At 70.7% G+C, this 20,896-nt stretch carries 16 protein-coding genes; 1 reads left to right on the forward strand and 15 read right to left on the reverse strand.

The window, feature by feature from the left end:
* From WMF27_RS12475 to rpmH, 11 genes are all read right to left on the reverse strand, one after another.
* Positions 1-3,045, reverse strand: a complete 3,045-nt coding sequence (locus WMF27_RS12475; protein ID WP_437768644.1) for an FHA domain-containing protein — start codon at positions 3,043-3,045, stop codon at positions 1-3.
* Between the two features lie 220 nt (positions 3,046-3,265).
* Positions 3,266-3,403: a hypothetical protein gene (locus tag WMF27_RS12480; protein WP_437768643.1), complete on the reverse strand. Its 138-nt coding sequence runs from the start codon at positions 3,401-3,403 to the stop codon at positions 3,266-3,268.
* Positions 3,404-3,620: 217 nt separating this feature from the next.
* Complete coding sequence (locus tag WMF27_RS12485) at positions 3,621-5,684, reverse strand: protein phosphatase 2C domain-containing protein (protein ID WP_437768642.1); 2,064 nt, start codon at positions 5,682-5,684, stop codon at positions 3,621-3,623.
* A 42-nt stretch (positions 5,685-5,726) separates the two neighbouring features.
* Positions 5,727-7,868, reverse strand: coding sequence for an FHA domain-containing protein (locus tag WMF27_RS12490; protein ID WP_437768641.1), 2,142 nt, complete (start codon positions 7,866-7,868; stop codon positions 5,727-5,729).
* Between the two features lie 225 nt (positions 7,869-8,093).
* Positions 8,094-9,278 carry an FHA domain-containing protein gene (locus tag WMF27_RS12495; RefSeq protein ID WP_437768640.1) on the reverse strand — a complete coding sequence of 395 codons (1,185 nt, stop codon included), beginning with the start codon at positions 9,276-9,278 and terminating at the stop codon, positions 8,094-8,096.
* Positions 9,279-9,559: 281 nt separating this feature from the next.
* Positions 9,560-9,913: a 50S ribosomal protein L19 gene (rplS, locus tag WMF27_RS12500; RefSeq protein ID WP_437552348.1), complete on the reverse strand. Its 354-nt coding sequence runs from the start codon at positions 9,911-9,913 to the stop codon at positions 9,560-9,562.
* A gap of 318 nt (positions 9,914-10,231) precedes the next feature.
* Positions 10,232-10,789 (reverse strand): protein jag, encoded by a 558-nt coding sequence (locus tag WMF27_RS12505; RefSeq protein ID WP_437768639.1) that lies wholly within the window; start codon positions 10,787-10,789, stop codon positions 10,232-10,234.
* Entirely contained in the window at positions 10,782-12,566 is a 1,785-nt protein-coding gene (gene yidC, locus WMF27_RS12510; RefSeq protein ID WP_437768638.1) for a membrane protein insertase YidC, read from the reverse strand. Before yidC ends, WMF27_RS12505 begins: the two co-directional genes overlap by 8 nt.
* A 157-nt stretch (positions 12,567-12,723) precedes the next feature.
* Complete coding sequence (yidD, locus tag WMF27_RS12515) at positions 12,724-13,104, reverse strand: membrane protein insertion efficiency factor YidD (RefSeq protein WP_437768637.1); 381 nt, start codon at positions 13,102-13,104, stop codon at positions 12,724-12,726.
* A gap of 75 nt (positions 13,105-13,179) precedes the next feature.
* Positions 13,180-13,725, reverse strand: coding sequence for a ribonuclease P protein component (gene rnpA, locus WMF27_RS12520; RefSeq protein ID WP_437768636.1), 546 nt, complete (start codon positions 13,723-13,725; stop codon positions 13,180-13,182).
* 10 nt (positions 13,726-13,735) lie between these two features.
* Positions 13,736-13,885, reverse strand: coding sequence for a 50S ribosomal protein L34 (gene rpmH / locus WMF27_RS12525; RefSeq protein WP_012235155.1), 150 nt, complete (start codon positions 13,883-13,885; stop codon positions 13,736-13,738).
* 341 nt (positions 13,886-14,226) lie between these two features.
* Here rpmH and WMF27_RS12530 point away from each other — a divergent pair, with 341 nt between their 5' ends.
* Positions 14,227-15,912, forward strand: coding sequence for an OmpA family protein (locus WMF27_RS12530; RefSeq protein WP_437768635.1), 1,686 nt, complete (start codon positions 14,227-14,229; stop codon positions 15,910-15,912).
* A gap of 278 nt (positions 15,913-16,190) precedes the next feature.
* Here the strand turns inward: WMF27_RS12530 and WMF27_RS12535 are convergent, their stop codons facing one another.
* From WMF27_RS12535 to WMF27_RS12550, 4 genes are all read right to left on the reverse strand, one after another.
* Entirely contained in the window at positions 16,191-18,341 is a 2,151-nt protein-coding gene (locus tag WMF27_RS12535) for a thioredoxin domain-containing protein (protein ID WP_437768634.1), read from the reverse strand.
* A 67-nt stretch (positions 18,342-18,408) separates the two neighbouring features.
* Positions 18,409-19,737 carry a beta-ketoacyl-[acyl-carrier-protein] synthase family protein gene (locus tag WMF27_RS12540; RefSeq protein ID WP_437768633.1) on the reverse strand — a complete coding sequence of 443 codons (1,329 nt, stop codon included), beginning with the start codon at positions 19,735-19,737 and terminating at the stop codon, positions 18,409-18,411.
* Positions 19,738-19,772: 35 nt separating this feature from the next.
* A complete protein-coding gene (locus WMF27_RS12545) occupies positions 19,773-20,648 on the reverse strand; it encodes an acyl-ACP desaturase (RefSeq protein ID WP_437768632.1) in 876 nt (291 codons plus the stop codon).
* Positions 20,645-20,896: an acyl carrier protein gene (locus WMF27_RS12550; protein ID WP_437768631.1), complete on the reverse strand. Its 252-nt coding sequence runs from the start codon at positions 20,894-20,896 to the stop codon at positions 20,645-20,647. The genes WMF27_RS12545 and WMF27_RS12550 overlap by 4 nt, the downstream gene beginning before the upstream one ends.

Genomic DNA, 20,896 nt, shown 5'->3' on the forward strand with positions numbered 1-20,896 from the left:
TCACACCGGGTCGCGCCGCTTCAGCACCGCGCAGAGCGTGACGAGGATGATGAACGTCATCCCGGCGAGCACCGCATAGGGCATCCAGGTCTGATCGTACGTGGTGAAGCCCCACGCGCCCGCGTAGTTGTCGGCCGCCATCTGCGCGATGGCGCACTTGAACTTGCCGCCCTCGATGAAGTCCGCGGCGCTCGTGTCGGTGCGGTGCAGATCGATGACCCACGCCGGGTCCTCCGCGGTCGCGAGCCGCTCCGGCGCGATCGCGCCCTCGAAGCCCCAGCGCGCCGGGATGATGTACATGAGCGGCCGGAGGTGCGGCACGGTCGTCATCGGCACCATGAGCCCCCCGAGGACGACCTGCGGGATGAGCGCGATCGGCGTGAGCGCCATCGCCGCCTCGGACGAGGCGACCACCGTGGAGAGGAGGAGCCCCATCGCGACGGCGCTGAGCGAGGTGGCGGTCAGCGCGGCGAGCTGCATGCCGAACGCCTGCATGCCGCCGTGGAAGCCGAGGGCGAAGAACACGATCGCGAGCAGGACGGTGCACTGGACGAGGCAGAAGCCGGCGAGCAGCAGGTACTTGGAGAGCACGTAGTTGACGAGCCCCAGGTTGACCATGCGCTCGCGGAGGTAGATGGCCCGCTCGCTGACGATCTCGCGGGCCGCGTTCGAGGTCCCGAACCAGACCGCGGCGACGACGAGGAAGAAGATCGCCGCGGTGTGGTCGGTGGTGACCTCCATGCCCTTGATGACGTCGGTGCTCTTGTCCGCGCCGCCGGCGCGGCGGCCGAGCTCCTGGAGCGCGCCGAGGCACCACGCCGGGATCGCCTTCTCCTGCCCGCCGAAGACGATCGCGAGCAGGATGCCGATGATCGGGGCCTGGAGGAGCATGATCAGGGTGCCGCCGATGTCGCGCTTCTTCACCTTGAAGTAGCGCGACAGGAGCAGGCCGAGCTGCCCCTTGGTCGCGGCGCGCCCGGCCGGGATGCCGCGCTGCCCCTGGCCGGTGCCGATCTCGCGCCGGCCGGAGTACATCCGGCGGTACGTCGGGTTGCCGTCGCTGAAGAACTCCTTGCGCCACTCGATGGCGGCGAGCTTCCTGGCGTCGCCGCGCGACGCGTTCGGGTTGCGCGCGCGGAGCTGATCGAAGATGGGCCGCTCCCGGAGCGCGAGCATCTCGAACATGTCACGCGGGTTATCGACGTCGTTCTGCTGGCCGTGCCGCTCCTTCCAGCTGCCGAAGAAGCGGTACGCGTCGGGCCGGGTCGGCCCGAAGAACATCGGGATGCCGCCGTAGCCCAGGATGAGCGCGTGGCTGAACTTCTCGAACTCGTCCTTCGCCGGCTGGTGGATCGTCATGATGATCGTCTTGCCGGTGGCCTTCGTGAGGTCATGCAGCAGGCTGATCAGCGCGGTCGTGTCGTCGGCGGCGAGGCCCGAGGTCGGCTCGTCGAGGAAGAGGATGACCGGATCGGTCACGAGCTCGAGCGCGATGTTGACGCGCTTGCGCTGCCCGCCCGAGAGGATCTTGTTCTCGGGCTTGCCGATCTGGAGGTTCTTGACGCCCTCGAGGCCGAGATCCTTGATGGTCTGCTCGACGCGCGCGTCGATCTCGGCCTCGGTGTAGTCGGGCGGGAGGCGGAACTTCGCGCTGTAGCGGACGGCCTCGAAGACGGTGAGCTCCGGGTGGACGAGATCGTCCTGCGGCACGTAGCCGATGGAGCCGCGGAGCGTGTCGTAGATGTTGTAGAGGTCCTCGCCGTTGATGCGGACGACGCCGCTCGTCGGCGGCAGGTAGCCGTTCAGCGTGAGCAGGAGCGTCGTCTTGCCGGCGCCCGACGGCCCCATGAGCGCGATCATGTCGCCCGGCAGCGCCTTGAACGACACGTTGTCGAGCAGGGTCTTCTGCTCGTTCGGGTTGTCCCGGTCGGGGACCTGGAGGACGAGGCTCCACGCCTCGATCTCGTAGAGCGGGCGCCCTGCCCACCGATCGGCGGAGTACTCCTCCTGGACGACCTCGACGGCGCCCGCGCCCCCCATCTCGATCTGGAGGGGCATGGGCCCGATGTAGATCTTCTCGCCGCTCTGCACGGCGATCTTCTGGCCGGGCGCGATGCGGTTGCCGCGGACGTAGGTCCCGTTCGCGCTGCCGCGATCCTCGACGTAGAGCTGCCCGTTGATCGCGTGCAGGAGCGCGTGGTGGCTCGACACCTGGGGGTGGGCGAGCACGATGTCGTTGTCGGGCGTGCGGCCGATCTTCTTGACGTTCGATCCGCCGCCGGAGAAGTCGAGCTGGCCGAGGACCGTCTTGTTCTTCCTCCCGGGCGCGCCGGCGGCGGGCACCGAGGACGCCGCGTGCGCGGGCTGCTGCGGCGGCGCGTAACCCCCGGCGCCGGGCTGCTGCGGCGGCGCGTAGCCGGAAGCGGCAGGCTGCGGCGGCAGGGCGCTCGCCGCGGGCGGGGCGCCGGAGGCGGCCGGCAGCGCGGATTGCCGGGCGGCCTGCGCGAGCTGGACGAGCAGGCTGATCTGGACCGGGACGGGCCCGAAGGCGATGGCGCCTTGCGGATCGATGGGCGTCGGCGAGCCAGCGGCGATGCGCTGCGCGCCCACGTACGTGCCGCTCGTCGAGTTGTGGTCGATGACCATCATGCGATCGAGCGTGACGGTCGCGTGCTGGCTCGAGACGCTCGGGTGCTGGAGCACCAAGGAGGCGCGCCCGGGGTCTCGTCCGATCACGACCTGGCCGGGCGCGGGCGCGAGGCTCCCGGGCGACGCCAGCATCAGCGTGATGGCCGGATGGTTCAGCGGGACCGGCGTCTGCGCGACCACGAACTGGGTGCGGAAGTCGAACGGGACCTGCTCTCCCGGCGAGAGGGGCCGCCCGTTCGCCGACGCCGGCCCTTGCCCGCAGGAGAAGAGCAGCTTGCCACCCCCCTGGTGGACGATGCGCGCGTGCTCGGGCAGGACGCCGGGAGCGACGAGCACCACATCGCAGGTGGGGGCGCTGCCGATCGTGATGCTTTGTTTGCCTAGCCCCGGGATCATGCGGGCCGCGTTTCACCACAGGCCGTCGGGGAGGGCAAGGGAAGAGGCGCGCCTCGTGCGCGGCCTCTCGCCACGCCGGCGCGGCGCCGCTCGCGGGAGAGGAGCGCGCTCCTGCACGCGCGCGGCGATGGGCGCCGTTCGGTGGGAGACTCTCGCCCGCTGGACGAACGGCGTGTCGGCGCGGAGCGTCGTGACTTCCGGGAACAGGTGGTTCAGCGGGTCACAGATCGAGCAGCATGAAGCCGGCGCGGGCCTCCTCGAGAGAGGGTGTACGGGTCGACTCCGGCACCTCTTCTTCCAGATCCTCAGGCGCGCCATCCATGTCGTCGCCGTGCTCGATCTCTTGGTCGCCAGGCATGGAGGGACCTCCAGAAAGTTAGGCTAATCCAGAATCCGAGCTTTCTTCAATCGCATTCCGCGAGCGGGGCCGTTGCGCGGTGGTCGCCTGAGTCGAGCGAGTCGAGCTCGGTCCTCGTTCTCGTCCTCGTCCTCGTTCTCGTTCTCGTTCTCGTTTCCGTCGCGGTTTCCGCTCATCCGTGCGGGGCGGTGGGGGGGCGGCCTTTTCCGCGCCGCGCTCAGCTGCCGAGGAGCTTCCAGAGCAGGAAGACGAACAGCACGAGGAGCACGGCCGAGGCCGAGGCGATGAGGGCGATGTAGACGCCGCGCGGGGCGCGCACGGTGCTCGGCACGCTCGATGCTCCGGAGGACGAGACGGGTCCGGAGAAGCTCGGTGCTGGCGCGGGGCGCGGGCCGGTCGCGGCGTACGCGTGCGCATGCAGCGGCGCGGGCGCGAGGTGGGGGGGCGAGGCGGCGGCGACCGGGGGACCACCGGGCGCTGCCGGGTTGTGCCCCGGGAAGGCCACCGAAGGCGGCGGAACATCCTGCTCGGTCGCGTGAAGCGGCGCGCCATAGGCGGCGCCGACGTGAGGCGGCGCGCCGTAGGCGGCGCCAGGAGGGTGCGGCGTAACGTAGGGGACGCCAGGAGGGTGCGGCGCGCCGTAGGGGACGGCGGGGTGGGGCGGAGCGCCGTAAGCGGCGCCTGGGTGAGGCGGCGCGCCGAACGAACCAGGCTGAGGGGCCGCGGCGCGGCCCATCGGAGGCGGCGCTGGAGCGCTTAGCGGAAGCGGAGACAGCACGGCGGGCGCGTCGGGCGCGTTCGGGTAAGCCACCGGGGGATGGGCGCCTGGCACGGTCGGAGGCAGCGCCAGCGCGGAGTCCATCGGCGTGGGCGTCATGGCCGACCCGCCGTCGGCCGCCGTGGGGCTCACGGCCTTCGCGCTGGGCGCAGCGGCCGGAGCCACGGGCGGCAGCTCGTCGGTGGCCGTGGGGCTCACGGCCGGCGCGCTGTCGACGGTGGTGGGGCGAAGCGCCGGCGCGCCATGGACAGCGCCCGGCGCGACGGCCGGCGCGTTGTCGGTGGCTGTCGGCGCGACGGTCGGCGCGTTGTCGGAGCCCGTCGAGGCCGCGGCCGCCGCGGAGCGGGGGGACGCTGGACGCAGCCCCGGCGCGCCGGTGGAGCCTGCCGGGACCACGGTGACCGCGTCGCTGGTGGGCGTGGGGCGCGGCGTGTCGGGGGAGCCCGTCGGGACCACGGTGATCGCGTTGTTGATGGACGCCGGGTACGGCGCCGGCGCGTTTCCTGCGGCCGCCATGCCCGCCGCCGCGCCGCTCGCGGCCGCAGGAGCGCCATGGCCGTGGGGGAGCGGCGTGCTCGTCGCGTGCTGCTGGCCGGGCGCCGCCGCCTCGGACCGGGTCATCGCGACGGTCTCCTGAGGGCGTGAAGCGCGCGCAGGATTGACGCCGTCGCCCGGGCCAGCCGCCCCTGGCGGCCCGTGCGCGATGGTCAGCGAGCGGCTGCCCGTCTCGAGCACCCGGACCATCTGGACGGTGATGTTGTCGTGACCGCCGCGGTGGTTCGCGAGCTGAACGAGCATCCGGCACGCGTGATCGACCGAGCCCGACGCGAGCGCTTGCCGCGTGCACCCGAGGATGTCGCCGGGGAGCACGAGGTCGGTGAGGCCGTCGCTCGACTGGATCAGCACGTCTCCCGGGTAGAGCTCCATCGGCTCGGGTCGAACCTCGACCTCCACCTCCGGCCTCATCCCGAGCGCGCGCGTGATCTTGTTCGCGTCGGGGTGGCCGATCGCCTGCGCCTCCGTGATCATGCCCGCGTCGATCATCCCCTGCACCATCGAGTGGTCGCGCGTGAGGGGGTAGATCTGGTGGCTCCGGATCACGTACGCGCGGCTGTCGCCGACGTGCGCGACATCGACGCCGCGCTCGTGGAGGACCATCGCGACGACGGTCGATCCGGGCCGGACGCGGTTCTCCGGCGGCCCGCCCAGCTGGTAGACGCGGCGCCCCGCTTCCTCGATCGCGGCCTTGAGCGCCGCGCTCGGATCCACGGTGGCGGGCGAGCGCTCGATCATCTCGAAGATGGTCTGGATGGCGGTGCGGCTCGCCTCGCTGCCGCCATAGTGTCCGCCCATGCCGTCGCACAGGACGCACAGGTAACCGAACTTGGTCTCGGCGTAGCCGCAGGCATCCTCGTTGACCTGCTTGTTCGGGTCCCGGCCAGCATCGCTGGCCTGGGCGAACTCGATCTTGAGGTGCGGGGAGGACTCGGTCGGGGGCATCATGGGGGGGCGTCGCTCGGGGCGCGAAAACGGGCCCCGGACACGCTACTCCAAACGGACGCTGAACTCGACGGGGCCGAACCGCAACGACGCGCCGGGCGGCACGAGCGTCCACACGGACGCGGCGATGCGCTGGCCGTTCACGTAGGTCCCGTTGTTGGAGTTCTCGTCCCGCACGAACAGCTGGCCGGCCTCGAGCTTCACGCTCGCATGGGTGCCGGACACGCGCGGCTCCGACAGCGCGATCAGGCACGAGGCGCCGTCGCGCCCGGCGCGTACCTCGGCGCCGGGGTGCACGGTGAAGATGCCCGCCGCGCCCGAGAGCGTCGCCCGGCTGGCCCCGCCCATGGGAGAGCCCATCATCGGCCCGCCGCCATAGCCGAAGTCGCCCGGGGGCGGCGGCGCGGGCGCGTAGGGCGGAGGCGGCCCGCTCCCCGCCACGATGGGCCTCGGGGGCGCGGCCGCCACCGTGCCGCCCCGTCGCTTCCCGCCGCCGCGGAAGATGGAGACGAGGAGCAGCACGATGACGACGCCGCCGAAGGTCACGCCGCCGATGAGCAGGTACGGCAGCGGCGCCTCCTTCGCCTTCAGCGTGAGGATCTTGTCGGCCGTGACCGCGCTCGTCCGCCGCGCCTGGTTGTCGTAGATGATGAGGCGCGCCGTCATCTGGTCGCCCTTGCCGACGAGGAACTTGTCGGTGTCCGGGAGCTCGAACTCGACGACGCTGTCGCCGGCCGAGATCGCCTTGCCGCGCATCCCGCCCTCGATCAGCGTCCGCTGGGCCTTCTTCGCGTCCTCGAGGTTCCCGCCCTGCAGCGACTGCGGCGCGGCCTGGTTCTTCGGGACCATGTAGATCTCGGCCCGCTGCGCGTTGCCACCCCAGCAGAAGTTGCCGAAGATCTTGACCGTGCCGCCGGGATAGATCGGCGTCTTCTTCGCCGCGCGGTCGGTCGCGTCGCGATCGACGTCGAGCGGCCACGCGGTCGGATCGATGCCGACGGGGACGTTCTGGAAGGTGGCGTCGCCCGCGATCGGCGGATCCGTGTTGATGAAGGCGAGCTTGAACGTCTGCGTGATGCTCGGCGCGACGCACGAGACGCGCCACTTCACGATGTGCATCTTGTTGAAGCGGGTGCGGATCGCGTTGACGATGTTGGCCGCGCGCCGCTGCTGGCCGTCCCGCACCACGCTGAAGAAGCCGCCGATCTCGGTGTTCGCCATCCCTTCCATGAACTCGCGGGCGTTCGCCGTGAACTCCTCGACGAGCTGGCTCGGGAACCAGATCGAGATGACGGGCACCGGCGTCTTCGGCAGGACGTCGTTGTTCTCGGGGAACCGCCCCTTCGTCAGGTACTCGCGGAGGAGGTTCGACGCGGCGGCGGTCGAGCTGGGATCCGCGCCGGCGGAGCCGTTCGAGAGGACCACCATCGCCTGGTGCATCGGCACCTGGACGCCCTGACCTGCGTTGCCGAGCTCCTTGAACGCGTCGGTCGCGGCGTTCTTGATGATCGTGAAGAGCGGGCGCGTGCGGCCCTGCGTCGGGTAGGTGCGCGCGACGCCGGCGATCGCCTGCGCCGCCGCCTGCTTGTTGCTCACCCACTTCGAGTCCTCGACGATGCCGCGATCGTTGAAGAACATCACGTCGACGATGTCGTTCGGCTGCATCGCGTTGACGAACGCGCTCGCGACCGCCTTCGCCTCGTCGAAGCGGCTGCCCATGCTCGACGCGGCGTCGATCAGGATGAGCCACGCCGTCCCGACGCCCGGCTGACCGGCGCTGTCGCCCCACCGCGCCTTCGACTCGAACTTCGCAGGCAGATCCGTGCCGTCGACCGTGACGGAGAGGATCGCGTTCTTGTCCGGGAAGTCGAACGACGAGTAGAGCGCCGACGGCTGCTCGATCGCGTCGGCGACGCAGTCGAGGTTCGCGTTGCCCGTGAGCGCGGCGCAGTTGCGGGTCAGATCGCTGAGGCGCTTGTTCTGCACCACCTCGAGCACGGTCGTGAGCACGGGGGAGCCGTCCACGGTGCTCGCGCGCGGGTCGATGCGGAGCAGGTGCGCTTCGGGCGCGGCCTCGGCGCGCCGCTGTCCGGCGACGAGCGCGAGGACAGCGGCCGCGAGCGCGAGGAGCCTCGCGCAGCGCAGGGCCTTGCCCTCGCGCCTGCCGCGACGGGCGGAGGCGCTCATGGGGTGGATCGGGCGAGTCGCGTCATGAGAGGGAGTCATGCGTGGGGATCTCCAGCGGGCGCGAGGGAGCCGAGGAGCGCTCCCTGCGCGAGCGGGGCGGCCGCCGCGCGCTGGCGGCGGCTATCCGGTTGGTTTTCACGCAGCCTGGCCGGGCCAGGTGCCGGTCGAACGTCGCGGGGGAAGGGGGCCAGACTCGGCAACGCCTCTCCTCGTGCGATGGGCCCGTCAGGCCCGCGCGGCCACGCTGAGCAGGATGACGCTGAACCCGCCGAAGCGGATCTTGTCGCCATCGCGCAGCTCGCGTCGGCCCTGGAAGCCGATCGCCTCCTCGTTGTGGAATGTCCCGTTGGTGGAGCCGAGGTCGACGAGGACGATCCGACCGCCGTCGATCTCGACCGTCGCGTGATGTGTCGAGGTCGTCCCGTGCGCAATCTCGATGTCGACCTTCTGTCCTGTCTCGGCGCGGCCGACGATGTTCTTGCCTTGCCAGAGCGGCCAGAACCTGCCGAGCGCGTCGTCCTGGAAGCTGACGAGGAAGCCGGCGAGGGTGCGGCGGCTCTCCTGCCCCGCGGCCCTCGGCGGCGCCGGCGTCGGCGGGCGCACCGCGGGAGGAGGCGGGATGTACGCGGGCGGCGGGCCCGGCGGGGCGATGTTCTGCTGTGGCTGCGGCGGCTCGCCGTAGGCTCCGCTGCCGCTCGCCTGCGGCATCGGCGGCGGCGCGGAGGCGCCTTGCTGGTTGGGCGCATAGGCCGTCTGGTTGAAGGGATCGCCGCTCATCTGGATGCCGTCGAGGGCGATCGGGTGGCCTCCCTCCATGCAGAACGAGCCGCCCGCCGGGATCGCGTGCCCCTGCACGCAGCGCGCGCCCTGCGGCTGCTGGGGCGGGCCGAACCCGGGCTGCTGGGGCGGACCGAACCCGGGCTGCGGGGGCGGGCCGAAGCCGGGCCGCGGGAGCGGAGGGCCGGGATAGCTGCCCTGCTGCTCCGGGAAGCTCGGGGCCGAGCCATAGCCGCCGCCCGGCGCGCCGTAGATCGGCGGCTCCGGCGGGAACGGCGGGACCGGAGGAGGCGGCTGGGGCGCCCCGTAACCACCAGGCTGCGGCCCGAAGGGCGGCGGCGGACCGAAGCCGGCCGGGCCGCCCTCGGGCGCCGGCGGGAACCCGGGAGGCGAGCCTGGAGGAGCCCCGAAAGGCGCCGGCGGGGGCGGACCAAAACCGCCGCTCGGCGAGCCATAGTTCGGGGGAGGCTCGGGGGGCGCCCCGAAGCCTGGAGCAGGAAACGGCGGAGGAGGAGGCGGCGGCGGAGGCGGAGCCCCGAACGCTCCAGGCCCGGACGGGGTGAGCGGCGAGGCGCACACAGCGCAGAATTTATCGGCGGGGGTCGCGGGCGCACCGCAACGCGGACAGAGCATGGTGATCCTTCTCGGGTTTCGCGGCGCTGGGGCACCGCCGCCGCGAGCATACCGTGGCCGCTCGGCCGAGGATCAAGGAAGAAGTATGCGGGAACCCTTGCTACAGGCCGGCAACGCGGCGCGTGCGCGCGCATGCAGGCGTCAACGCCCAGCGCGCAGCTGCTTCCGCGCTGCGCCATGGATGCTTGCGCGCGCGATCGAACCAGGGAGCCGGCTGTCCCCCTGGCCATCTGCTCTGCGGGAGCGCTCTCGCGCGGGATGGATGGTGCCGGCCGGCGGGATCAATCCTTTGCGTCGCGGACGCGAGCGGCCTTGCCTGCCAGGTTGCGCAGGTAGAAGAGCCGCGAACGGCGGACCACGCCACGCGAGACGATCTCGACCTTGTCGATGCGAGGGCTGTGGAGGAGGAACATGCGCTCGACGCCGACCGTGAAGCTCACCTTGCGCACGGTGAAGGTGCTCCGGACCCCGGCGCGGTGGCGCTTCAGAACGACACCCTGGAACACCTGGATGCGCTCCTTCTCGCCCTCGACGATCTTGTAGTGGACGCGCACCGTATCGCCGACCCGGAAATCCGGGATCCCCTCGCGGAACAGGGGAGCTTCGATCTTCGCGAGGATGTTCGAGGTCTGCATGGTCGGTCAATCCTTCAAAGGGTCGGGGATCCGTCTTCGCGGTCCCGTGCCCGTGCTCAAGAGGGCTGGGCCGCCGCCGTTCGTGGACTGCGTCCGGCGGAGCGGGGACCGCGCGCGGCCCTCGTGCTTCACGCGATGAACGCAGATGGAACCCGGTTGCGGTTCCGGGAGAACATGAGCGCGTGCCCGCGCACCTCCCCGGGGGGTACCGGAGAGGTGCGGCATTATGCATGCGGGCGATCCGGTGTCAACGCCGGCAGCGGCGCAGTCGCTCTTGATGCGCGCGTCTGGCGCGCGTTTCGTGCCGGGCCCTCTGCCTCAGCGGCGGACGGGGATGATCTGCACGCGGCGGGCCTCGCCCTCGCCGTCGCTCTTGGTGACGACGCCCGGGAACTTCGCCAGCGCCAGGTGGACGACGCGGCGGTCCTGCGGGTTCATCGGCTCGAAGGTGATGATCTTGCCTTCCTCGACCGCCTGCTTGCCCAGCCTGCGCGCCATGGAAGAGAGCGTGTCCTCGCGCCGCTGCCGGTAGCCCTCGGCGTCGATGATCACATGACGCCGCTTCTTGCCCGGCCGGTTGATCACGCGGTTGGCGAGGAACTGCAGCGCCGAGAGCGTCTGCCCCTTCTTGCCGATCACGCGGCCCGCGTCCTTCCCCTCGATCTCGAGCCGGATCTCCTCGGGCGGATCCTCCTCCTCGTTCTCGAGGAGGTCGACGGTGCAGTCCATGCCCATCGCCGCGAGCACATCGATGACGAAGTCGAGCGCAACGTCGGCGCGCCCGTCCTCCTCGAACTCGGCCGCGTCGCCAGCGCCCTGCGCCTCGGCATCGACGTCCGCCGCGTCGATTCCCCTTTCGGCAACTTCACTATCCACGGACACGTGCTTTTCCCTTTCCGAGAGCAGGGGCCGACTTGTCGTCGTCGCCCGGAGTCTTCTTCTTCGCGGATTGGGGCTCCGCGCTCGCGATCTCTCGCACCTGGATGCCGCCGGCCCGTTCGTTCTTCGCCTTCAGGTAGCGCTCGACGAGCACCTGCTGCCCGATGCCGAGCCAGGTGTTCGTCAACATGTAAACGCCGAGGCCGGCCGGGAGGAAGAGCATCATCGCGGTGAAGATGCCGGGCATCAGGTACATCATCATCTTCTGCTGCGCCGGGTCGCCCTGCGGGGGCATGAGCTTCTGCTGGATGAAGCTCGAGCCGCCGAGGACGATGGGAATGATGTAGTACTTTCCCGGGGCCGACAGGTCCGGAATCACGGGGCCGAACGGGGTGTGGTAGAGCTCCACCGCGGTCTGGAGCGCGGTGTAGAGGGCGAACCATACCGGCATCTGGAGCAGCATCGGGAAGCAGCCGACGACCGGGTTCGCGACCTTGTTCTTGCGCCAGAGCTCCTGCATCGCGAGGCCGCGCTGGGCAGCGTCGTCCTTGTACCTCGCGTTGATCTCATCCATCTCCGGCTTGAGCTTGCGCATCGCCGCGGCGCTCTTGATCTGCTGGATGCTCAGCGGGAAGAGCAGGAGCCGGACGGTGATGGTGAGCAGGACGATCGCCCACCCCCAGCTGCCCACGGCGCCGTGGAGGACGTAGAGGTACGAGACGAGGAGCTTCGCGATCGGCGAGAACCAGCCGAGGTTGATGACCTCGCTCACCCCGTGGTCGACGGCGGCGAGCAGCTCGCGCTCCTTCGGCCCGGTGAAGGACAGGAGCTTGTAGGTCACCGCGCCGCCGGGCGCGAGCTCGTGCTCCGGATAGGCGAGCCGCGCGCGATAGACGTGCCCGGAGTTCGGGTCCTTGCCCTTGTCCTGGAACTTCGATGAATCCCAGATATCTTCGATCTGCGTCTCGGCCGTGGGCTGCGCTGGCCCCTCCAGCGGGATCGCGATCTTGCTGAAGTAGCTGCTCGAGACCGCGGCGAACCGCGCGTTGCCCGGGGTGCGCCGCCAGCGCTCGGCGGTGAACTCCGGGTCCTTGAAGTCGCCGGGCTCGAAGGCGTCGGGGTGCTGGCGCTCGGTCTTCTGGTCGGTCGCGGCGACCGTCTCGGTGATCCACTCCGAGATCATGCCGAGATGTCCCTCCGTCTCCTTCTGGGTTCGCCACGATGTCTGCTCGACGGCGAGCCGGTGCTTGCGCGGCTCCTGCGCGAGGTTCTCGACCGTCATCTGCACCGAGAGCTCGAAGGGGCGCCCCGTGGCCGCGACGACCTTGGTGAGCCTCGTCGCGTCGTCGGCGTAGGTGAACGTGCAGCTCTTGCCGTCCTGCGCCGAGAGCTTCCAGTCGAGGTCGTCGAACGGCACCTGCTGCGCGCTGCCGCCGGGCAGGTGCAGGTCCGTCCTGAGAGGCATCCGCGACTCGAGCGAGGTCGTGACCAGGTCCATCGGCCTGCGCTCGCCGTTCCCCGTCGTGTACTTCGGGTCCGTCATCCAGAGGTGCCGGAGCGACCCGCCGTGCGTCGACAGCTCAGCCTTGAAGCGATCTCCGTCGATGACGCACATCTCCGGGGGAGCGCGTTCTGCGGGGGCCGTGCTGTCGTTGACGTCGAGCGGCTGCAGCTGCGGCGCGTCATGGCCGAAGAGGAGCGGCTTGCCGAACTGGAAGAACAGGATGATGGCGAGGCCGAGGAACAGCCATTTGGCGATATTGCTGCGTTCCATGAAGTCCTTCGTCGATCCCAGGATCTCGAGCCGCGCCCTTCGCTGCGGGCGTCTCGTGACACCTCACGAGGCTGCCCAGGGTCGCTCCGTGCGGGCTTGGCTCCGCGGCGTGTCGGGCGCCGTGCCGCAGGGGGGCCTTGTCGATGGCCGAGCGGGATTAGTCCATGAGGGTGACCCGGCCGCTGGAGCCCGCTCGACAAGGGGATGAGGCGTGCGAGGCGAGCTCCGCGCCAGTAGACGAACAGCGTGTCGTATCCCGCGGGTCAGCGTCCCGTTGCCGCGGCATCCGGGCAGCCGCGGCACGGTGAAGACGAGGTGGCGGAGGGTCGAACCCGCCTGGATGAAACGGGTGACACCTACACAGTCGCTTGAGCGAAAGCAAGCTCCCCCGGAGCGCTCCGTGGTCCACGATGCACGCGGCGGCGTAGCGCGAGCAGGAGGGCTCGAACCGACAGACCGGGCCCATCAACGCCACGATGAGCCTGGAGAGCGTCATCTGGTAGGCGCGGATCAGCGCGAGGAGGAGCGTCGCCAGCATGCGGTGAGCCGTGAGAGAGCGAGGAGCTTGGGGCCCAGCGCACCACGGCGCAAGGTATGCCGCGCCATCTTCCTTCTAGCCGTCGGCCTGGTCAGTCGGGTCTGGCGCGGGCGCTGGCGGATCGCCTGCGCTGCGCTCGGCCACGACCTCCGTTCGCGCGCGCGGCGCAGCGGTGAGCGCCTCCCTCGCCCGGCGGCGGAGCACCGGAACCACGCCACGAAGCTCCGCGAGGACGTCATCGAGAACGAGCGAGCCGGCGCCAGTGCGGAGGATCACCACGATATCGACGTGCTCCGGGAAGAGCTCCGGGAATCTCCGGAACGCCTCCCTGAGCAGGCGCTTCGCGCGGTTGCGCGCCACGGCGCCGCCCACCTTGCGTGAGGCGACGAGGCCCAGGCGAGGCGCGCTGGACAGGACAGGCGCGGCAGCGCGCTTCGTGCCGCGGGGGGCCCCGCCGCGAGCAGTTCCCTCGGTGGGGGCCGCGACGAGGATCAGCAGGTGGCGGGTGCTGACGCGATGGCCACCGTTCTGGATGCGGACGAATTCTGCCCGCCTGCGAATGCGGCGCTCGCGCGGGAACGAGGAGGAGGGCGCCGACGAGCGCGGGTGCGCTGGCGCCATCACCGCCGCGTTACTTCTTGTAGATGGTGGGCGCGAGCCGGGCGCGGCCCTTGCGGCGCCGGTTGTTGATGACCTTGCGACCGCCGGCGGTCGCCATACGCGCACGGAAGCCGTGGGTCCGGGCGCGGCGGGTGTTATGGGGCTGGTAGGTGCGCTTCATGGCTGGTGGTCCCTCGGTCTGGACCGCGAACGGCGGCATCCTGGCCGCACGTCAAGCGGGCGCGCAAGAAAGCACGGCATTTGGCCCAGGTCAACACCAGACGACGTGGTGGCGCGCGGTGACGCGTGGTGACGCGTGGTGCCCAGGTTCGCCGTTCTCTCTCACCTTTCTAGAGGCCTGGGTTAGCGTGTAGCCTCCGATCGACCGCAACGGCCGTTCAAAAGCGGGTCACAGGAGGGAATTTGACGCGCACCGGAGGACATGAGGGGGAAAAGCAGCACGCGCCCGCACGGGGCGTCAAGCGACGCGCGCTGGCGGCTGCTGCGGCGGGAGCCTTGTTCTTGAGCGCGCTCCCCGGGAGCGCTCAGACCAGAACGTTCTACCTGGACCGGCTCTACATGGCCGGCGCTCCCGACGACTCGATCGCGCTCTGGCGACCGCAGGTGGCGCCGGAGACGCGCTTCTTCGGGCAGTTCGGGCTCGGCCTCGGCCTCAATCCCTTCCGGGTCGAGAACATGCTGAACGACGAGCAGGCCGCGGGGCGGTTCAGCAGGGAACACGGCTCGCCGGTGTCCTCGCAGCTCATCGGCTACTTCAACGGGGGCGTCGAGCTGCTCGACCGCTTCTCGCTCCAGGTGGGGCTGCCGATCATCGCCCTCCAGACGAGCAACCCGACGAACGACCCGAGCGTCGCCGGCGCAGAGGACGCGGCGAGCCCGGCGACCGCCGCGTTCATGGACATCCGGCTCGACGGGCGGGCGATCCTCTACCGCACCGAGGATCGCTTCTTCAAGCTGGGCGCCAACGTGACGGCGTGGGTGCCTACCGGCAGCAAGCTCTCGTTCTCGGGCGACAACGCCGCGAGCACGATGATCGGGCTCTCGGGTGAGATCGATCTCAAATCGATGTTCTTCGTCCTGAACACCGGGGTGCACTTCCGTCCGTACTCATCGCTCAACGACTTCGCCGTGACGAACGAGTGGAGGTGGGGGGTCGGCGGCTTCCTGCCGCTGCGGAACGGGGCGCTGCGGCTCGGCGCGCAGATCTTCGGATCGACGGGCCTCGGCCGCGGCACGACGTTCACCGGCGACAACACGCCGCTGGAGTGGATGGCCGAGGGGCGGCTCGCGCTCGATCAGCGGAAGAAGGGGTGGCTCGGGGTCGGCGCCGGAACGCGGCTGTCGGGCGGCTACGCGCCGGATTTCCGGATGGTCGGCGTCGTCGGCTACTCGTTCGGCATCAAGGATGTCGAGCCCGCGTCTCCTGACAGGCGCTTCCAGGCGGTCCCGCCCCGCGCCGCGGATACGGACAAGGACGGGCTCCCGGACGACATCGATCTCTGCCCGACCGATCCCGAGGACGGCAAGCCGCCGAACCCCGACGACGGCTGCCCGGCGCTGCCCGATCGCGACGGCGACGGCATCCCCGACATCAGCGACAAGTGCCCGGATCAGCCCGAGGACTTCGACAAGATCAACGACGCCGACGGCTGCCCGGAGGACGACGCCGACGAGGACAGCATCCCGGACGCGAAGGACGCCTGCCCCAAGGAGCCGGGCCAGCCGAGCCCCGATCCGACGAAGAACGGCTGCCCGCAGTTCATCCGTCGCATCACGGGGTCGAGCGAGATCCAGATCCTGAAGCAGGTGCAGTTCGCGACCGGCAGCGCGAGGATCTTGCCGAACAGCTACAGCATCCTGGACGAGGTCGTCCGGCTCCTCAAGGTGAACCCCGAGATCACGCTCGTCGCGATCGAGGGCCACACCGACAACCGGGGCTCGGACCAGCTCAACGAGAAGCTCTCGAACGATCGCGCTCACTCGGTCCGGACTTACCTGATCGAGCGGGGCGGCATCGATCCCGCCCGGCTCACAGCGGCGGGCTTTGGTCCGAAGCGGCCGATCGACGACAACAACACCGAGGCCGGGCGCCAGAAGAACCGGCGCGTCGAGTTCCACATCCGCGAGAGCAACACGGGCGGGAACAAGGCAGACGGCGACAAGGGTGGCGGCACCGTCACGCCGTAGATGGCCCATCCGGGCGGCGCGCGCGGGAGCCCTGCTGTGCATGGCGCTCTCGCCGGCGTGCCGCCCTGAGCAGGGCACGCCGTACCGTTGCAGCTGCACCTTCGTCACGGATTTCGACGACGACTCGAGGCTCGACGTGGAGGTCTGCGCTCCGAGCGACGCCCGCGCCGAAGGCGTCGGACGTGGATGCGCGCAGACCCACGCGCCGGGCCCGGTGTCCGGATGCACCTGCGGAAGCGCCCCGGATCGCGGCCCGTGCGAGCTCGGCGCGTGCCGCGTTACCCCAGCAGCGCCCTGAGGTCGGCAGGCGTCGTGACGGGCGCCGAGCACGTCCGCCCGCGACACGCGTAGGCGACCGCCCCGCCAGGGTGCGCGGCCTTGCCCTCGGCGACGACCTTCACCGCCGCGGCGCTCTCCGGCCGAGCCGGATCCACGATCACGATCGCCCGGTTCGGCAGGTACGCCTTGAACGCCTCGCGCGCGAGCTCGGTAGCTGGCGCCGAGCCCGCCTCGCCGACCACGACGACCGTCACTGCACCGCGCGTCAGGCGGTCGAGCACGCACACGGTCTGGCCGAGACCGAAGGCGTTCTCGAGCGCCGTCGGCGCGAGGACGCCCAGCTGCCGCTCTGCCGGTGGGAGGTAACGCTCGTCGGCGATCTCGGAGAGGCGCAGGCAGAGGAGCGCCGCCATCGAGGCGGCCGAGGGCGCGGCCTGGTCGTAGATGTCCTGCGTGCGCGCGATCAGCGCGTCGCCGTCGTCCGGCGTGAAGAAGAACCCGGGCGCGGCCTCGTCCCAGTGGTGCGCGATCATCGCGTCGGCGATCGCGCGCGCGGCGTCGACGTAGCGCGGGTCGGAGGTGGCCTCGTACAGGTCGAGGGCCGCGTTCCCGACGTACGCCTGGTCGTCCAGGAACCCTGGCCGGACGTCGCCCACGGCCGCCCCGGAGCCGCCGCGCTCGCTCTTCGCGCCCGCGGGCGCGCCGTCCTTGAGATAGCGGCCGACGCGGCCGCCGCGGATGAGCTTCCGCTCGAGCAGCGCGAAGGCGCGCGCCGCGGCGTCGACCCAGGCGGGCTCGTCCAGCGCGCGGCCGGCGTCGGCGAGCGCCCCGATGAGCAGCCCGTTCCAGCTCGCGAGCACCTTGTCGTCGCGCGCCGGTCGAGGCCTCGCGTCGCGCGCCGCGAGCATCGCGACCCTGGCGCGCGCGAGCGCGTCGCGGCACCGATCGAGGTGGGTCGAGGAGCCACCTCCCGCGCCGTCGTCGATGACCGCCGCGGCCTGCTCGAGCGTGCGGTGCTGCGAGAGCACCGTCGCGCCGCTTTCCTCGAAGTTGCCCTCCTCGCTGATGCCGAAGACGAGGCGGGCCACGTCGTACGCGAGCTGATCCTCGCCGACGGCGTCGCGGAGCTGCTCGAGCGTCCACACGAAGAACTTGCCCTCGCGCCCCTCCGAGTCGGCGTCCTGGGACGCGTAGAAGCCGCCCTCCGGGTCGCGCATCTCGGCGAACAGGTAGCCGACGATCTCGCGCGCCGTCTCGGCGTAGATCGGCTTCTTGAAGGCGCGGAACCCGTCGGCGTAGAGGCGCAGGAGCAGCGCGTTGTCGTAGAGCATCTTCTCGAAGTGGGGCACGAGCCAGCGCTCGTCCGTCGAGTAGCGGTGGAAGCCGCCGCGCAGGTGATCCCAGATGCCGCCGTCCCGCATCCTGTCCAGCGTGAGCTCGACGCCCTCCGCCGCGACGCGGTCGCCCTCCAGCACGCCGCGGCGGAGCAGCACGTCGAGCGCCATCGTGTTCGGGAACTTCGGCCGCGATCCGATGCCGCCGTGGCGGGGGTCGAGGCGCGCGAGCAGCTGCCGCGACGCGCGCCGGAGCAGATCGGACGACGCGGGCTCGACGACGCCTGCGGCGCGCGCCGGCGCGCGCTGCGCGCGCTCGATGGCCTCGGTGATCTCCTGCGCCTGCTGCTCGACGTCGTCGCGCCGGTTCCTGAAGGCGTCGGCGATCTTGGCGAGCACCTTCGGGAAGCCGGGCATGCCGAGCGCGTCCTTCGGCGGGAAGTACGTGCCCGCGAAGAAGGGGCGCTGGTCGGGGGTGAGGAACACCGTCAGCGGCCAGCCGCCGCTCCGGCCCATGAGCTGCACGACGAGCTGGTAGATGTGGTCGAGATCGGGCCGCTCTTCCCGGTCGACCTTGATGTTCACGAAGAGGTCGTTCATGTGCCGGGCGATCGCCTCGTCCTCGAACGACTCGCGCTCCATCACGTGGCACCAGTGGCAGGCGGCGTAGCCGATGGACAGGAGGATCGGCTTGTCCTCTCGGCGCGCGAGATCGAGCGCCTCGGCGCCCCACGGGTACCACGCGACCGGGTTGTGCGCGTGCTGCAGGAGGTACGGCGACGACTCGCTCGCGAGCCTGTTCTTGTGGGCTGCCATGGGCCCCACGTAGAGCCGGGCGCGGGGGGCCGCCAGCCGTCCGCCAGCCGTGGCGCGGTCGCCGGCGCTACGCCCGCGCCAGCACCAGCGCGCAGTTGTGCCCGCCGAAGCCCGCCGAGCACTTCACCGCGTGACGCAGATCGACCGCCCGCCGCTCCCGCACGACGTCCAGGGTGAACTCCGGATCGAGCTCATCCACGTTGATCGACGGGTGCAGCAGCTGGTCGCGCAGCGAGCACACGACCGCGATCGTCTCGACGGCGCCGGCGCCGCCGAGCAGGTGCCCGATCATCGACTTGGTCGCCGAGATCGGGATGCGCGCGAGGCGCTCGCCGAAGACGCGCCGCAGCGCGAGCACCTCGGCGGCGTCGCCCTGCGGCGTCGAGGTCGCGTGCGGGTTGATGTAGCCGATCGCCTCCGGCGCCGTGTCCGCCCTGGCGAGGGCGCGCTCCAGCGCGAGCGCGAGCCCGAGCCCCCCCGAGTGCGGCCGCGTGAGGTGCTCCGCGTCCGTGGTCATCCCGAAGCCGGCCACGACGGCGAGCGGCTTCGCGCCGCGCGCGAGCGCGTGCTGCTCCTCCTCGAGCACGAGCGCGCCTGCTCCCTCGCCCATCACGAAGCCCTGGCGGCGCCGGTCGAACGGGCGGCTCGCGCGCGCCGGGTCGCCGTCGACGGCCCTGGCGAGCGCCTTCGCATTGCCGAACCCCGCGACGGTGTTGAGCCGCGTCGCGGCCTCGGCGCCCCCCGCGACCATCACGTCGGCCTCGCCCGCCTCGATCATCAGGGCCGAGGTCGCGATCGAGTGCGTGCCCGTCGCGCACGCGCTCGCGAGGTTGTACGACGGCCCCATGAGCCCGTATCGCATGGAGATGAGCGCCGCCGCGCCGTTCGGCATGACCCCCGGGATGAAGTAGGGCGACACGGCCCGCGGGCCGCGCGCCGCGCTCCTGCCGACCTGCTCTTCGAAGATCTCGACCGACCCCATGCCCGTGGACATCAGGCATCCGACGCGGGTCCGGTCGAGGCCGCTCGCCGGCGCCGCGGCGGGGAGCGGCGGCGCGCCCTCTGCCCGCGCGCCCGCGCGCTCCGCCACCTCGTCCTCCGCGGCAGAGGAGCGCTCGATCGGCACGATGCCAGCCTCGCGCAGCGCCTCCACCGCGGCCGCGAGGCTGAAGTGGGTCACGCGGCCATAGATCTCCGCCTCCTTGGGCGACAGGTACCTCCCGACATCGAACCCCTTCACGCTGGCGGCGATGTCGCTGCGGAGCCTGTCGACGGGGAAATCGCGGATGTAGTCCACGCCGGATCGGCCGGCGAGGAGGTTTTGCCAGGTGGTGGCGGCGTCGTTGCCCAGCGGGCAAACGGCGCCGATCCCGGTGACGACGACGCGCCTTCGCATCGGGGCTGCTCGTTGGGGGAGGGAGGTGGAAGGGTTCAGGCGGACAGCGCCTGGGGCGCAGTGCTGCCCAGATTGGGAGCGCCTGCGAGGCCCTCGATCGAGGTGTCACGGTGCTCACCGCCGCGCCGCAGATCGAGCGCGGCGCGCTGGGCGGCGAGCATCTCGTGCCGGCCCACGCCGAGGTACTTGAGGATCGGCATGTAGACCTTCTGGATGAACACGTTCCGGTCGACGCCGGCCTCGCGCATCTTCAGGATGCGCGAGTCGTAGTCGGGGACGATCCCGACGCCCGGCATCTCGAAGTTCGCGAACACGTGCGCCATGTCCGCGAGCGTCCCCGGCCGGTCCTCCTCGAGCAGCACCTTGACGACGCTCTGGTAGAAGCGGCAATGGGCGATCTCGTCGCGGGCGATGTAGTCGTAGATCGTCCGCAGGCACTCGTCGCCCTCCGTCGCGGCCCGCTCCCGGTGCTTCACGTAGATGACGAACGTCGCCATCTCCTGCACGCAGCCGTAGAACGTCATCTGCCGCGGCGTGTGGAACGGCAGGTCCCACTTCTTCGCGAAGATCTGGTGCTGCAGATCGCTGAGCTGCTCCTCCGTGCGCTTGCCGGAGCGCAGGAGGTACTGCATCAGCGTGAGCGAGTGCTTCGACTCTTCGTAGGCCCAGTTGGCCTGGAACCACGCCTGGCCGAAGTACTTCCGCACGAGGTTGATGCCGTTCGCCACGTAGTCGGGCAGGTACATCTCGACCGAGCAGAAGGTCTCCGCGCACAGGGCGAGCTCCTCGCTCGCGTCCTTGTTCACGCGCTCCCACGGGATGTCCTGGAAGACGTTCCAGCGGCGCTCGCGCTCCGCCTTCTCGAAGAACGTCATGTACTCCTGGAAGATCTTCTCCTCCAGCCGGCTCATACCGTCGCCTCCAGCCGCTCTCCGACCTTCTTGCAGAGGTCGCCCACGGTGATGAGCTCGACCAGATCCTCGTCCGGAATCATGACACCGAGCTCGGTCTCCATCTCTCCGACGATCTGCATCATCGAGAGCGAGTCGATGCCGAGCTCCGTGATCACAGAGGTCGCGGTGACGTTCGGGAACTCGCGCTTGTCCACCCGGGCGGCAACCGTCTTGAACATCTCGAGCAGATTGGTCTTGTCCGTCAT

Origin of the sequence: Sorangium sp. So ce281 (assembly GCF_051527395.1) — a bacterium.
Classification (GTDB): Bacteria; Myxococcota_A; Polyangia; order Polyangiales; family Polyangiaceae; genus Sorangium; species Sorangium cellulosum_B.

What these genes read in the sequence shown, in the direction of transcription:
- WMF27_RS12475 (WP_437768644.1), bottom strand. Translation starts at nt 3,045, where the DNA reads ATGATCCCGGGGCTAGGCAAACAAAGCATCACGATCGGCAGCGCCCCC.
- WMF27_RS12480 (WP_437768643.1), bottom strand. Translation starts at nt 3,403, where the DNA reads ATGCCTGGCGACCAAGAGATCGAGCACGGCGACGACATGGATGGCGCG.
- WMF27_RS12485 (WP_437768642.1), bottom strand. Translation starts at nt 5,684, where the DNA reads ATGATGCCCCCGACCGAGTCCTCCCCGCACCTCAAGATCGAGTTCGCC.
- WMF27_RS12490 (WP_437768641.1), bottom strand. Translation starts at nt 7,868, where the DNA reads ATGAGCGCCTCCGCCCGTCGCGGCAGGCGCGAGGGCAAGGCCCTGCGC.
- WMF27_RS12495 (WP_437768640.1), bottom strand. Translation starts at nt 9,278, where the DNA reads ATGCTCTGTCCGCGTTGCGGTGCGCCCGCGACCCCCGCCGATAAATTC.
- rplS (WP_437552348.1), bottom strand. Translation starts at nt 9,913, where the DNA reads ATGCAGACCTCGAACATCCTCGCGAAGATCGAAGCTCCCCTGTTCCGC.
- yidC (WP_437768638.1), bottom strand. Translation starts at nt 12,566, where the DNA reads ATGGAACGCAGCAATATCGCCAAATGGCTGTTCCTCGGCCTCGCCATC.
- yidD (WP_437768637.1), bottom strand. Translation starts at nt 13,104, where the DNA reads ATGCTGGCGACGCTCCTCCTCGCGCTGATCCGCGCCTACCAGATGACG.
- rnpA (WP_437768636.1), bottom strand. Translation starts at nt 13,725, where the DNA reads ATGGCGCCAGCGCACCCGCGCTCGTCGGCGCCCTCCTCCTCGTTCCCG.
- rpmH (WP_012235155.1), bottom strand. Translation starts at nt 13,885, where the DNA reads ATGAAGCGCACCTACCAGCCCCATAACACCCGCCGCGCCCGGACCCAC.
- WMF27_RS12535 (WP_437768634.1), bottom strand. Translation starts at nt 18,341, where the DNA reads ATGGCAGCCCACAAGAACAGGCTCGCGAGCGAGTCGTCGCCGTACCTC.
- WMF27_RS12540 (WP_437768633.1), bottom strand. Translation starts at nt 19,737, where the DNA reads ATGCGAAGGCGCGTCGTCGTCACCGGGATCGGCGCCGTTTGCCCGCTG.
- WMF27_RS12545 (WP_437768632.1), bottom strand. Translation starts at nt 20,648, where the DNA reads ATGAGCCGGCTGGAGGAGAAGATCTTCCAGGAGTACATGACGTTCTTC.
- WMF27_RS12550 (WP_437768631.1), bottom strand. Translation starts at nt 20,896, where the DNA reads ATGACGGACAAGACCAATCTGCTCGAGATGTTCAAGACGGTTGCCGCC.